The sequence below is a fragment of the Desulfosarcina widdelii genome, assembly GCF_009688965.1.
Lineage (GTDB): Bacteria > Desulfobacterota > Desulfobacteria > Desulfobacterales > Desulfosarcinaceae > Desulfosarcina > Desulfosarcina widdelii.
Window position 1 is genome coordinate 1,388,221 of sequence record NZ_AP021875.1, and the last position, 14,494, is coordinate 1,402,714.

Annotated in this window: 11 protein-coding genes and 1 riboswitch; of the genes, 7 read left to right on the top strand and 4 right to left on the bottom strand. The window is 53.3% G+C overall.

The window, feature by feature from the left end; genetic code table 11:
• The first annotated feature begins 7 nt into the window (after positions 1-7).
• Genes lpxD through lpxB form a run of 6 tightly spaced genes read left to right on the top strand, consistent with a single transcriptional unit; the run spans position 8 to position 5,298 of the window.
• Entirely contained in the window at positions 8-1,057 is a 1,050-nt protein-coding gene (lpxD, locus tag GN111_RS06480) for a UDP-3-O-(3-hydroxymyristoyl)glucosamine N-acyltransferase (RefSeq protein ID WP_231715687.1), read from the top strand.
• 15 nt (positions 1,058-1,072) lie between these two features.
• Positions 1,073-1,513 carry a 3-hydroxyacyl-ACP dehydratase FabZ gene (fabZ, locus tag GN111_RS06485; RefSeq protein WP_155302977.1) on the top strand — a complete coding sequence of 147 codons (441 nt, stop codon included), beginning with the start codon at positions 1,073-1,075 and terminating at the stop codon, positions 1,511-1,513.
• Position 1,514: 1 nt separating this feature from the next.
• Complete coding sequence (gene lpxA / locus GN111_RS06490; RefSeq protein WP_155302978.1) at positions 1,515-2,285, top strand: acyl-ACP--UDP-N-acetylglucosamine O-acyltransferase; 771 nt, start codon at positions 1,515-1,517, stop codon at positions 2,283-2,285.
• A 31-nt stretch (positions 2,286-2,316) separates the two neighbouring features.
• Positions 2,317-3,135 carry an LpxI family protein gene (locus tag GN111_RS06495; protein WP_155302979.1) on the top strand — a complete coding sequence of 273 codons (819 nt, stop codon included), beginning with the start codon at positions 2,317-2,319 and terminating at the stop codon, positions 3,133-3,135.
• A 42-nt stretch (positions 3,136-3,177) separates the two neighbouring features.
• Positions 3,178-4,134, top strand: coding sequence for a Gfo/Idh/MocA family protein (locus tag GN111_RS06500; protein WP_155302980.1), 957 nt, complete (start codon positions 3,178-3,180; stop codon positions 4,132-4,134).
• 18 nt (positions 4,135-4,152) lie between these two features.
• A complete protein-coding gene (gene lpxB / locus GN111_RS06505) occupies positions 4,153-5,298 on the top strand; it encodes a lipid-A-disaccharide synthase (protein WP_155302981.1) in 1,146 nt (381 codons plus the stop codon).
• Positions 5,299-5,411: 113 nt separating this feature from the next.
• Here the strand turns inward: lpxB and GN111_RS06510 are convergent, their stop codons facing one another.
• The 4 genes from GN111_RS06510 to GN111_RS06525 form a co-directional block, all read right to left on the bottom strand.
• Positions 5,412-7,298 carry a fibronectin type III domain-containing protein gene (locus GN111_RS06510; protein WP_155302982.1) on the bottom strand — a complete coding sequence of 629 codons (1,887 nt, stop codon included), beginning with the start codon at positions 7,296-7,298 and terminating at the stop codon, positions 5,412-5,414.
• 61 nt (positions 7,299-7,359) lie between these two features.
• Positions 7,360-7,449, bottom strand: a riboswitch (cyclic di-GMP riboswitch).
• Between the two features lie 269 nt (positions 7,450-7,718).
• A complete protein-coding gene (locus GN111_RS06515) occupies positions 7,719-9,047 on the bottom strand; it encodes a two-component system sensor histidine kinase NtrB (protein WP_155302983.1) in 1,329 nt (442 codons plus the stop codon).
• A 145-nt stretch (positions 9,048-9,192) separates the two neighbouring features.
• Positions 9,193-10,398, bottom strand: coding sequence for a type II secretion system F family protein (locus GN111_RS06520; protein WP_155302984.1), 1,206 nt, complete (start codon positions 10,396-10,398; stop codon positions 9,193-9,195).
• A gap of 81 nt (positions 10,399-10,479) precedes the next feature.
• Entirely contained in the window at positions 10,480-11,343 is an 864-nt protein-coding gene (locus GN111_RS06525; protein ID WP_170302166.1) for a radical SAM protein, read from the bottom strand.
• Between the two features lie 289 nt (positions 11,344-11,632).
• On the opposite strand from GN111_RS06525, the gene GN111_RS06530 reads away from it, so the two are divergent.
• Positions 11,633-14,323 (top strand): CBS domain-containing protein, encoded by a 2,691-nt coding sequence (locus GN111_RS06530; protein ID WP_155302986.1) that lies wholly within the window; start codon positions 11,633-11,635, stop codon positions 14,321-14,323.
• The last annotated feature ends 171 nt before the right edge of the window (positions 14,324-14,494 follow it).

Genomic DNA, 14,494 nt, shown 5'->3' on the forward strand with positions numbered 1-14,494 from the left:
ACGAATCGTGCCCATCGAATATACGCTTCAGGAAATTGCCCGCCGAATCAACGGCGAAACGTCAGGTGACAAGGAAAAGCGAATCGATGGCGTCGCGCCTTTTGACGCCGCTGGTGCCACTCAGATCACCTTTGCCGGAAGCAGCAAATTTTTAAAGCGGATGGACACCTGCCGCGCTGGGGCGATTATCGTTCCCGAAAAAGCTTCGGTTCCCGGCAAAAACCTGATCCATGTCAGCAACCCGCAACTGGCATTTACTGAAGTTGTGGGATTATATCATCCGCAGCCTTCACCGCCTGCAGGCATCGATGAAAAGGCGGTCATCGGCAGGGACGCTCGTATCGGCGAAGGCGTATTTGTCGGACCATTGGCCCATATCGGCAACCGGGCAACCATCGGCTCCGCCACCAACGTGCATGCCGGCGCCTTTATCGGCGATGCGGTCACGATCGGCGAGCAATGCGTCATTCATCCCAACGCAACCATTATGAACGGATGCCGCATCGGCAATCGGGTCACCATCCATTCGGGGACCGTGATCGGGAGCGACGGATATGGATTCGTGCCCGATGACGGCCGTTACTATAAAATTCCCCAGATCGGCATCGTGCAGATCGATGACGATGTCGAGATCGGTGCCTGCAACACCATCGACCGGGCCACCTTCGGTCGGACATGGATTCAACGGGGAGTAAAAACGGATAATCTGGTCCACATTGCCCACAATGTCGTCATCGGAGAGGACAGCGTGATCGTCGCCCAAGTGGGAATCGCCGGCAGCACCAAAATTGGGCATCACGCGATTCTGGCCGGGCAGGCAGGTATCTCCGGCCACCTGGAACTCGGTAATCACGTTACGGTCGGCCCCATGACCGGCGTCGGCAAGTCCATTCCGGACGGAGAAGTGGTGTCATCGGGTACCAACGCCATGCCCCACAGAACCTGGCTAAGGGTCCAACACATCATTCCGTCCCTGCCCGACATGAAGAAAAAGCTCGCCGATCTGGAAAAAAAACTCGCCGATCTGGAAAATTCCGTTAAAAAGGAATCGAACTGAAGCGGAGATCTTCTCATGGATAACAAATTTGACATCCGATCGATCATGGAGGCCCTTCCCCATCGATATCCCTTCTTGTTAGTGGACCGGGTTATAGAATTCGAGAAAGACAAACGAATCGTTGCCATAAAAAATGTCACCATTAATGAGCCATTTTTTCAGGGACATTTTCCCGATGCCCCCATCATGCCCGGCGTTCTAATCGTTGAGGCCATGGGACAGGCCGGTGGGGTGCTGGTCATCCAATCGCTGCCCCCCGATACCCAAGTAAAAAAAATTTATTTCATGGGCTTTGACAACGTCCGTTTCAGAAAACCGGTCGTTCCCGGCGATCAGTTGATACTGGAACTGGAAATGCTGAAAGCCCGATCCAAAGCCGTAAAATTGGCCGGGATCGCCAAGGTTGACGGTCAAACCGTCGCCGAAGCGAAGCTGCTGGCCGCTTATGGAGATTGACATGATACACCCGACAGCGATCATCAGCCCCGACGCCGATATCGACGAAAACGTACAAATCGGTGCCTACTCAGTTATCGGCGAGGACGTTACCATCGGCAAGGGGACCTTTATCGGTCCGCATGTGGTCATCGATCCCCAGGTGGACATTGGTCCCGGATGCCGAATTTTTCAATTCGCAGCCATCGGCGCCATCCCCCAGGATCTGAAGTTCGGCGGAGAAAAAAGCCGTGTAAAAATTGGACCGGACGTAACCATCAGGGAGTTCGTCACCATTCACCGCGGAACGGAACCCGGCGGCGGCCTGACAGAGGTGGGAGAAAAATCCTTTCTGATGGCATACACGCATGTTGCCCATGATTGCCGAATCGGAAAAATGGTAGTACTGGCCAACAACACGACGCTGGCCGGCCATATCACCATTGGCGATCACGCCACCGTTGGCGGTCTTGTGGCGATCCATCAATTCGTCCGAATTGGCGATTATGCCTTTGTCGGCGGCAAATCCGCCGTGGTCAAGGACGTTCCGCCGTACGTCATTGCAGCGGGCGACCGCGCCATATTGCATGGCCTTAACCGTGTCGGTCTCAAACGTCATGGTTTCTCGGATCGCAGCATGTCCGCTCTGAAAAAAACATACCGGATTCTGTTCCGTTATGGACTGACCCTGAACGAAGCGATCCAGCGTGTTCATGCCGAAGTGGAAATCGTTCCGGAAGTCGAAAGGTTCATCGGGTTTATCAAAGCTTCCTCCAGAGGGGTGACCCGATAGTTTCCATGGACGTTCGATTGGACAAGTAATCGTGCCCGACCATTTTTCTCAAAAAAGAATTGGCCTCATTGCCGGCAGCGGCCAGTTCCCCCTGCTTTTTTCCAAAACCGCCATAGAAAAGGGATATAGCCTGTTCACGGCAGCCTATGTCAACGAAGCCGATCCCGATTTGGCCCGGTGGTCGGAAAAAATCCAATGGCTTCATCTGGGCCAGGTCAAACGCCTGATCCGATTTTTCAAACAGAACGAGGTCAGGCGGGCCGTTATGCTGGGCGCCGTTCGCAAGACACGTCTGTTCACCGACGTGAAACCGGATATGAAGGCCATCGCCATCATCGCCGGGATGCGGCATACGCACGACGATGCCATCATGTGTGCGTTTGCGGACAGCCTCGAAAAAGAAGGCATCAAGGTGGAACCGTCCACATTTCTCCTTCCCGAGCTGCTGGCGAAAAAAGGTGTCTGGACAAAACGCAAACCGAGCCGGTCGGAAAAAAAAGACATTGTCATGGGTTTTTCCATCGCCCGGGAAATCGGTCGACTGGACATCGGTCAGAGCGTCGTCGTCGGTGGTGGTTCCACTTTGGCCGTGGAAGCCATCGACGGTACCGATGCCACCATCGAGCGCGGGGGCAGATTGGGCAACGGTGAAGCCGTATTGGTAAAAGTATGCAAACCCAATCAGGATTTTCGTTTCGACGTTCCATCGGTAGGGAAAAAAACCATTGAAACCATGATCCGAAACCGTGTTCGAGCATTGGCCATCGAAGCGCAAAGAACCGTCGTTTTCGATCGCCCGGAAATGATCCGTCTGGCGGATGAGAATGGTATTGCCATTGTTTGCGAATAGACATCGGAAAAAATGCATCCAATTGAATCGTCGGGGCTATCAATGAAACAACTGCGAGTCGGCGTTGTCGGCGTCGGATACCTGGGAAAATTCCACGCACAAAAATATCGTTTTATGCCGGATGTGGATCTGGTTGGAGTGGTGGATACGGATCCCGTTCAAGGGGAAAAGGTTGCCGAAGACAATGCCACGGCCTACTACCAGGACCATAGATCCCTCTTCGGAAAAGTCGATGCCATCAGCGTTGCGGCACCGACACCGGCCCATTTCTCCATCGCCAGGGATTTTTTGAGACAGAATATCGATGTCCTGATTGAAAAACCGATGACCAGCCGTATAGAAGATGCCGATGAATTGATTCGGATCGCCGAATCCAATGGATCGATTATCCAGGTGGGGCATCTGGAGCGCTTCAATCCTGCGGTGGTCGCGCTGCGCGGCAAGGTTGACCAACCGCGTTTCATTGAATCCCATCGGCTCAGTATTTATCAAGGACGCTGCACCGACGTCAGCGTGGTATTGGACCTGATGATCCATGACATCGATTTAATTCTGAACCTGGTAGGATCGAAAATCAAAAGTGTTCATGCCGCCGGCATCGAGGTTGTATCCGAAAACATCGACATTGCCAATGCCCGCCTGGAGTTTGACAACGGCGCCGTGGCCAATGTGACTGCCAGCCGGATTTCTGCAAAGAACGAGCGAAAACTGAGACTTTTTCAGAAGGATGCCTACATCTCGATCGATTTTGCCGAACATAAAATTACCCTTGTCCGTCCGGAATCGAATCACGGAGACGACCTCATTCCCGGCATGAAAATCGAGGAACTGCAATTCGACAAGGGCGACGCGCTGGACGATGAGTTGAAATCCTTCATTCAATCTGTAAAACATCGACGTCAACCCTTGGTAACGGGCCAGATGGGACGCGATGCCCTGAAGACCGCCCTGTCCATCATGGCCCAGATCAAAAAAACCAGTCAGCATCTTGTGAATTGACATCAACCAACGGATCGAATGTCTTCAAAACGGTTCATGATCATTGCCGGCGAAGCGTCCGGCGACATGCATGGCGCCAGGCTGGTCCGGGCCATCAGGAAACGCTCCCCGGATGCCTTCGTTTTTGGCGTGGGGGCCAATGCCATGCAGGGCGAGGGGACCCGGATCATCGTCGATTCCAGGGAACTGTCCGTCGTTGGCCTTACGGAGGTAATCTCCAAACTGCCAACGATTTATCGGGCCATGGGTTTGGTAAAAAAGTCACTGCACCGCCTCAGACCGGATCTGCTGATTCTGATCGATTTCCCCGATTTCAATTTTCGCGTCGCTGCCGTGGCAAAAAAATTGAAGATCCCGGTTCTGTACTATATCAGCCCCCAAATCTGGGCCTGGCGGCAAAATCGGGTGAAAAAAATCAAACGTCTGGTCGATCACATGGCGGTAATCCTGCCCTTCGAAGCCTCCTTTTACCGCAAGCATGGGGTACCGGTAACCTTTGTGGGGCATCCGCTGCTGGACAGAATTCCACCAGCGATAGGCCATGATTCCAACCGTTACAATTCGGAAAAACCGGTTATCGGTCTGCTTCCCGGATCAAGGGAAAAAGAGGTTACGACGCTGTTGCCGGTTATCCTCCAGGCGGCCCAACGGATCGACAACGGCCTGCCGGCCGTAAAATTCCTGGTTTCCTGTTCGACCTCCATCAAAGAAGACCTGCTGGAAGACATTTTCCGGCAATACGCAGGCTCCCTTGACGTGTCCATCGTAAAAGGGCCTGTTGAACCGATATTCAAGGAAAGCTGTGTTCTGGTCGGCGCCTCGGGCACCGTGACATTGGAAGCGGCCCTCCACGGTACGCCAACGGTTATCGTCTACAAGGTCTCCCCCTTGAGTTACTGGCTGGGAAAAAGACTGATCAAGGTCGATTTTATCGGCCTCGTCAACCTGATTGCGAAAAAGCCGCTGATGCCGGAGTTGATTCAGGAGGATGCATCACCGCAAACCATTGCCGAAACGGTGATCCGTATGGTTTCTGAACCGGAGAAATTGAGACAACTCGAAAAAGAGTTGCTGGGCGTGCGGGAACTTCTCGGTGGGGCTGGGGCATCGGACCGGGTTGCCAAAATCGCTTTCGACCTTATCCATCGATCCGAAAGAAATTAGTTCTCCAGAACGAACCGTGCTGATATGAAAACACCCCCTGACGATGATTCATCAGGGGGTGTTTGCGTTATTAACTTTTTATCGTTTCAATTTCAAGCGAATCGAACCCAAACTTACTTTTTAACCGAACCGAAGACGGCGGCAAGTAGCGCTCCCATTCCCAGCAGGATCATACTCATCCATGCAGCGGGTCCGGAAACCGTGTTGGAGCCGGTTGCGGTGCCGATGAAACAGCCGCCGCCGCTGCCGGAGGAGGAGGCGCCCGTGGACAGCGAGGCGCTGTCGGATTCGGTGGATTCAGTCGTATAGGAAATGCCGGAGGGATCCACGATCACGCCGTTGACCACACCGTCCTCATCGCCCGCGCCACCGTCTTCCAGCAACAGGGTCACCGATTTGCGGTTGGCCGCGAACACGGCATTGGCGTATACCTGCCAGCCGTTTTCCTCGGTGTACTTGTACAGCTGGGCATCGGCGGGCACGCGGGTGTTAAAGGAGATCTTCACCGTGGCCGTGGTCACGCCGTCGGCCAGGTACAACCGGAATCCGATCAGCCCGAAACCCATCTTCACCGACTGGTCGGAGATCGTATCGGAAGCGATGGATTCCACCGAAACCAGGGTGATCCCGTCGGAGGACGGTTCCACACCCACCATGGTCTGGCCTTCCACCGTATTGAGGCTCATGATGTCGCCTTCCAGGCTGTCGGCCACGCCGTCTTCATTGACGTCCGCGGCGGCATCCACTTCCTGGCTGTCGGGGATGCCGTCGAGGTCCGCATCGCCGGCCGTCTCCGGGGCAATGGTGGTGAAGGTGGCGGTCTCGGACCACTCGGAGACGCCGTTGTCCGTGTCGATGAAGCGCACCCGCCAGTAGTAGACCGTATCGACGTCCAGCACCATCTTGCCGACTTCGTAGGCGGTCAGCTGAACCTTGCTGGTCTTGTCCAGGATCAGGGTGGCGAAATCGCTGTCCGTGCTGATCTGCCACTGGGATTTGAAGTGGGCGTCGTTGTCGGCATCGAAGTAGGCCGCGGTCACCAGTACCGGGGTCAGCGAAACCGTTTCGGCCGGAGAGACCTCTTCGATGGTCGGTGCATCGGGTGCGGTGTTGCCCGGCACGGTTGTCGGATCGCTGTCCGCGCTGTACTCGTCCAGGTTGGTCACGCCGTCGCCGTCGGCATCCAGATCGGCGTCGTCGGTCAGCGGATCCAGGCCGTAATTTTCTTCCCAGGTGTCGCTCATGCCGTCGTTGTCGTCGTCGGTATCGGCGTTGTCGCCGATGCCGTCGCCGTCATTGTCGGCCCATTCCGCAGGATCGTTGGGGAAAAGGTCCAGCACGTCGGGTACGTTGTCACCGTCCACGTCGGTGCTCGAGGACTTGAGTACGCTGACCGTGACGGTATCCGTGTCGCTTTCGCCTTCGTCGTCGGTTACCGTCAGGCTGAAGGTCAGGGTTTCTCCGGCAAGGTCGACGATGGGGGCGGTAAAGGAAGCCTGGGCCGTTGCGGCACTGCTCAGCGCAACCGCGGTTCCGCCAGTCTGCGCCCACAGGTAGCTCGCGATGCTGCCGTCGGCGTCGCTGGAAGCCGAGCCGTCCAGGGTTATGGCCGCTTCTTCGTAGACGCTCTGGCTGCCGCCGGCTTCGGCCACCGGTGCCTGGTTAACCGCGGCGGCGGCCGGCGTGTAGCTCACTTCTTCGGAGTCGGCGCTTTCCAGATCGCCTTCATAGGCCCGAACCACAAAATAGTAGGTCGTGCCTTCGGTCAGGCCGATCAGGGTGCAGGTGGTCTCGCTGGCCGCATCGCTTTCCCAGATGGGGTTGGCGTAGTTGTAGCTGGCGCCGCTTTCCCGTACGAAGACCCGGTAGCCTTCGGGTTCGGGGTCGTTGGCGTCCCACTGCAGGGTGACGTTGGCGCCCAGCGCCAACGTCGCACTGAAAAGTAAAGTCGCGATGGTACGAAACAGGATCGTGAAGGTGGATCGTAAGGTTGCTTTCATGTTGCATCTCCCGTGTATTTTTCCGTGCGACCAGCAGCGGATTCGGAAGATGCTGTGTTCGCTCGGCAGCCCTGCCGCCTTTCCCTGATTCCAGGGGGTGAGGCCGTTGGCTTTGCGTCGCACCCTTTCGGGTGGTTTGCCTTTGTCAAGCTATTTCAAAAAGCGTTGCCTTCTTTTTAAGCACGACCCGTGCCATATTTTTACGCCCTGATGTTTTCCATCACCGCCAGGGCGTTGAGATCGGTATCCCACTGTTTTCAATGATGTTCTTCTGCCTGTTGGTTTCGATTCATTCCATACGCACTACCCTGCCCCCTGGACCGGCAGCCTTCCTTCGTAAACGTGTTTAAAAATGCACAAATCACCCCGAATAAAATGTGCAGTAATGTGAACGGAAAGATCGAAAAGGCCTATGACGGCTTATGCAGGAGAGGCGATTGCGGCGGGATCGGTCGGATTGAAATAGAGTGTAAAAACTGTGCCTTGGCCGGGCGTGCTCTGCACGTCCAGACGATATCCATAGGTTTCCAAAATTCGGTATACAATCGAAAGACCTAGACCGGTTCCATCTGGTTTTGTCGTAAAAAAAGGATTGAAAATGGCCTGTACTGTTTTGTCGTCCATGCCACAACCACTGTCGGCGATTTCAACCGCGATCCATTTATTTTTTATTGCCTTCACGTTTATATCAAGCGTACCTTCGCCATCGATGGACTCCGCACCGTTCAACAACAGATTCCATACGACCTGTCGAAGCTGTAAGGGGTCGATTTCTATATAGGTATCGTCAAAATCCGTTAGCGTAACCTTGATTCGCTGATCGATGGAGCTATCTTTTTCAAACAAGGTAACGATTTCCGCCAGGGCCGCATTCAGATTAACCGTTTTTGCCTGGCCTGCGGAAGGTCTTGCGAACGTCAGAAAGTTATTGACCAGACTGCTCAACCGGTCTGTTTCGCGAAGAACGATATGCATCAGGCGCATGTTGTCCGCGTCCTGCTCCAATTCGCCTTTCAGAATCTGAATGGCGCCGGACAACGATGCCAGGGGATTTTTAATCTCATGGGCCAGGCCGGCGGCCATCTCGCCGATTTGGGCAAGACTCTGAACCCTGTCGAGATGGGCTTCCATGGCCACCAGTTCCGCTTTCGACTTACGCTCCTGATCGGCGAGGTAACCGCTCAAAAAAGCGACAGAAAAACACGCGACGGCCATAATAGCACTTTTCTGGAAGACTTGCACCCCGGTCAAGGTTACAGCACGCCAGACTCCCCCATACCCGAATGGATCGATATACCCGTAAAGCTCGAGAACAAGCAGCATGGCAAACTGAAGACTGCAAAACAAGGCAACCATGAGGGTGCCCCGTTTGAATACGAACACACTGGAATAGATGACGATCAATAAATATAAAAATGAGAATACGCTGGAATAGCCCCCTGTTATGAAAACAACGAGAGAAATGCAAATGGCATCGATACAGATCTGAATGTTGACAAAAAAAATCTGGCGCCTTTTTACGATGGGCGCTATCAGACCGTAAAAAGCGGACAAGAGAACAATCGTCCCGCAAAGAACGTACAGCAATAGGGTCGGAATTTCTAATTTATAATTGCGGTAGGCAATTTGTACGACGATGGTCGATCCCAGCAACAGCAAAGCGAATAAGAACCGCAGCGACATCAACCAGTTGAGTTTTCTGCTGAAGGTCTCTTGATCGTGCTGGGAATTGGGCAGCAATTCAGTCAAATCGGGCAGCCGGTTTTTTACGTGTCACGTCTTTCGTGAAGGGTGGATTTCTCTGTGATCGTTAATACATGGGCGGATATCCGCGGGCCGGTTTATATTGTAAAAGGAACCGCGGAATTTCCCATACGCGTGGTCGAATCGTCCTTTACAGATTGCCAGCCATTTTAAACACGGGCAGGTACATGGAAATGACCAGACCGCCAATGACAACACCCAGAAAGACGAGCATGAACGGTTCGATCAGGGATGTCATGTTTTCTACGGCCTGATCCACCTCTTCCTCGTAAAAATCGGCAATTTTCTGGAGCATGGCATCCAGGGCACCGGTCGATTCGCCCACGGAGATCATCTGGCACACCATTGCCGGAAAAACGCCGGTCTCGGCCAGTGGGTCCGCCATGGTGCGGCCTTCGGCAATGCCACTCCTGACGGTGTAAATGGCCTGCTCTATGGTTTTATTCCCTGCGGTCTTGGCGACGATATCCAGGGCTTCCAAAATGGCGACGCCGCTGGAAAGCATGGTTCCCATGGTTCGGGTAAATTTTGCGACCGCCACCTTGCGGAGCAGAAGCCCGAATACCGGCAATTTCAGCATGGTGGCATCGACCATTTTTCGTCCACGTTCGGTCTTGTAATACTTTCTGAACGCAAAAATGAAAAGAGCAACACCGATAATGATCCAGTGGATTTTCGATTTCGCGAAGTCGCTCATGGCGATGACGATGAGTGTAGGTCCGGGAAGCGTCCCTCCCATGTCGGCAAACATCTCTTCGAATACAGGGATAACGAACACCAGAATGATGGCAACGACCAGCACGGCGATGATCAAGGTGACAATCGGGTAGGTCATCGCACCTTTGACCTGGCTTTTCAGTTTGGCGGCCTTTTCCATGTAGGCAGAAAGCCGCCTCAGGATGGTGTCCAGGATACCGCCGGCCTCACCGGCGGCAACCATATTTACGAACAGATCGTCGAATTGTTTGGGATACTTTTTCAGCGAATCGGCCAGCGTGGATCCACTTTCCACCTGCTCCTTGATGGCTTTCAACATCTTTTTGAAAGTGGCGTTTTCCTGCTGGGCGTGCAGAATGTCCATGCACTGGATGATGGGAAGCCCCGCATCGATCATGGTCGAAAACTGCCTACAAAACAGGATGACATCCTTTTGGGTGACATTCGGCTGGAGAAAAGAAACGTTCTCGAAAAGATCTTTGGGTTTTTTCTTTATCTTGGTCGGCGTTATCCGAAGTCTGTTGAGATTGGAGCGCACCACGTCATCACTGGATGCTTCCATCTCGCCTTTTTGAACGACATTGTTCCTGTTCTTTCCTTCCCACAGATAAATCGGCATAACATCCCCCTGTGTCCTAAAATGAGTCGCCGCCGTTATGTGCAAAAGTAGTCAACGGTATTTTCATCACAGCCAATCCGTTCATGCTGCCAAATAGAACAGGCCACGGTCCATCCGTTTCGATACCAGTCGATTGGAGGCAACCAGTCGATCCAGCATCGGCTTCACTGTTTCAACATCGAGTCCCATGATCTGCGAAACGTCCCGGGCCGTGTACGGACGCCTTCTGACCGTATCGACCAAACGGGCCATCAAGTCGCCATGCCGTCTCTCGCCGACAGGTTGGTTGCATGATGGATATTTTACAACTTCGGCATTTCCGAGAAATTCTGAAATGATTCGAAGACGATTGGATTCCACCGGGCGAACCCATCCTTGGGTTCCCGGACGATCGAGGGTGTTCACAACGATGCCTTTCGAATCGATGCGCCGTAAAATTTCCTTCAACCGATACAGGTCATCATCCGAATCGTTGACGTTTCGGACGGCGAAATATTCCAGGATCAAACGGCCGTCAAACATTTTTCCGAAGGCTGAAACACCATCGACGATCCCTTTCAGATCGAGTTGCGGATGGGGACGGTTAATCTGTCTGAAACGATCGTCTGTCCCGGCGTCTAAAGATGCCATGACCACGTCGGCATTCTTTACCTGTTCTCTGACTGAACGCTGATCGAACAGGGTGCTGTTGGTCAGCACCGCCACCTTGAATTCGGGATAATCCGATTTGAGAAATTGAATGATCTCGCCGATACCGTCATTCAAGGTCGGTTCTCCGGAACCGGAGAAAGTAATGTAATCGATCTTTTCATTGTGCGAGAGATACCTGTGCAGTTCGGCCATGACCCGGTCTACGGAAACGTATTCTTTCCGCCGCAATGTCAGATGGGTCGTGGCGCCGCATTCACAATACACGCAATCCAGCGTACATGTCTTATGGGGCACGAGGTCCACACCGAGGGACACCCCCAAGCGTCGCGATAAGACGGGACCGAACAGGGTCCTGTATGGATATGGACAATCCGTATTCATCATCCGATTCTTGTATTTTTGTTGCTCTCTTGCTATCACAAAGCTCCTGAAACAACAATAACTTTATTAATATCGGGGGATTGGTGACAATGTCACCGGGCCCTGAAAATCCAGATACACGATCCTGTCAACTTGCAAAAATGAAACCAAAAGCGTATCATTCATTTGTTTTCCTCAAAAAAAGGCGAAGACACCCTACCTCATGACCGCTACCGACAAGCAGGTAAAAAAACCGCTGACGATCATCACCAGCCACATCAATGCCGATTTCGACGCCGTGGCATCGATGCTCGCCGCCCAGAAACTTTACCCGGAGGCGCTGGCGGTATTTCCCGGTTCCCAGGAAAAAAACCTGCGGAATTTTTTCATTCAGTCCATGGTGTATCTTTTTAACATCATCGAACTCAATCGCATCGACTTCTCGGCGGTCACCCGTCTCGTTCTGGTCGATACCCGGCGGCGGAGCCGGATCGGCGAACTGAGCCGGGTTCTGGACAACCCGGGGTTGGAGATCCACATCTACGACCACCATCCCAAAAAACAGGACGACATCCCTGCGGACAGAGAATACCATATGCTAACGGGCGCCACGGTAACGATTTTGTCGGGAATCCTGCACAAAAAGAAAATCCCTATCTCACCCGAGGAAGCCACCATTATGTGCCTGGGCATTTATGAGGACACCGGTTCCTTTACCTTTCCTTCCACGACCGAGCACGATTTCAAGGCCGCCGCCTTTCTGCTTTCAAAAGGCGCCAATCTCAATGCCATCTCCGGCATGATTACCCGAGAATTCAATCCGGAACAGATCGGCCTGCTCAACGATATGATTCAAGCCGCAAAACGCTGCACAATCAACGGCGTCGATATCGTTTTGACCAGCATAGCGACGGACAACTACTTCCCCGACTTCTCTTTTTTGGTACAGAAAATGGCCAAAATGGAGAACATCGATGCCATTTTTGCTCTGGGACTGATGGAAAACAAGGTCTACATCGTGGCCAGAAGCAGAACTGAAGAAATCGACGTCGGCGACATACTGAGCCGGATCGGCGGCGGTGGGCACCCTTCCGCTGCATCGGCGACGGTCAAAGGAAAAACAGTCGCCCAGACCGAACAACTGCTTTTCGAAATCCTGTACGATAAAATCAACCCCCGGCACCTGGCCCGGCATTTGATGTCCTCACCGGCGATCATGGCTGACGAACAAACCACCTGCAGTGCAGCCAAAGCCCTGCTGACCCGCTATAACATCAACGCCCTGCTGGTTGTAAAGATAGACAACGGTGACGAGTGCATCACCGGCTGCATTACCCGCCAGGTGATCGAAAAAGCCCTGTTTCACGATCTTGGCGACATCGAGATCCGCGAATATATGAACACGGAGATCTCCCAGGTCGGGCCGGACGCGGATCTGTTGGAAATCCAGGAAAAAATCATCGGAAACAAACTGCGGATCCTTCCCGTGGTCGAAGGCACAAAAGTGCACGGCGTGATCACCCGTACAGATCTTCTCAACACCCTGGTTCAACGAAACCGGACGGCCAAGTACGAGTTTCCCAATCCTTCAAGCGAAACCAGCAATAAACGCTCCCGCGTGGTTCACAATTTCATGCGTGAACGACTCTCCAGGAACATTTTGAAAATGTTGGCACAACTGGGCGAAACCGCAGCCGAATTGGACTGCCGGGCCTATGTAGTGGGGGGATTCGTTCGGGATCTGTTCCTGTTTCGGAAAAATGAAGACATCGATGTTGTCATCGAGGGCGATGGAATCGCTTTCGCCAAAACATTCGCCAATGCCCATGGAGCAAGAACGCACACCCACGAGAAGTTCGGGACTGCCGTCATCACCTTTCCCGACGACTTTAAAATCGATGTGGCCTCTGCACGCATGGAATATTATCAGTTTCCGGCGTCATTGCCGGTCGTTGAGATGAGTTCCATCAAAATGGACATGTTTCGAAGGGACTTTACCATCAACACGCTGGCCATCGAACTCAATCCCGATAAATTCGGAAGGCTGCTCGATTTTTTCTCGGCCCAGAAGGACATCAAGGACAAGGTGCTGCGTGTGCTTCACAACCTGAGCTTCGTCGAGGATCCTACCCGGGTGTTCAGGGCGCTGCGATTCGAACAGCGTTTTGGTTTCACCATCGGCAAACTTACCTCGAGTCTTATCGACAACGCCGTCAAAATGGACTTTTTCAAGCGGGTTGCCGGCAAACGGATCTACACGGAGTTGAAACTGATCCTGAAGGAGGAGCACCCTGCACCGATTCTGCTGCGCCTTCTGGATTACGACCTGCTGCGCATCATTCACCCACTGATAAAAATCGAGAACGACCTGCAGCGTCTGCTTGAAACCGCCCAGAAAGTAACCGACTGGCACGATCTCCTCTTCATCGATGAATCCTATGAGCGCTGGGCCGTTTATTTCATGACTCTGCTCTGCCATTGCGACCTTGACGCCACCCTTGAAATCTGCAACCACCTCACGATCGCCCCGCGCTACAGAAAGATGTTCGGCGAAACCCGCATCATGATGGCCGAGCACCTCACACGTCTGGAGCGCCGCAAACGGATGGACAACGCCCAGGTCTACAATCTGCTCAAGGGGCTGAGAACCGAACTGATTCTTTATATGATGATATGCACGACCTCGGACACGGCCATCAAACGAATCTCCAAATATCATACCCAACTTCGCCATGCCGCCATCACCCTTTCCGGGAAAGACCTCCTGGATATGGGGCTGCCCCCGGGCCCCCTGTTCAGCCGGACGCTGCAGGCGGTCTTAGAAGCCAAACTCAACGGGCGCGTCCGAAACCGGGAAGAAGAGATTGCCTTCGCCCGACAAACGATTAAAAAGCAGGGTAAAAAAAGCCGTTGATCCCCACAGAATCGAAACCCGTGACCGCCATGGTTTTTTTTCTTGATTGCAGCATCCCTTCTGTTTAGAATAGCAAGTTTTATTGATGCGTGCCCTGCCATAAATTTGTCTCGGGCACCCAACTCAGGGCTGGATGCAACCGTTATAGCGGCGCATGCTGAACCTGCAATC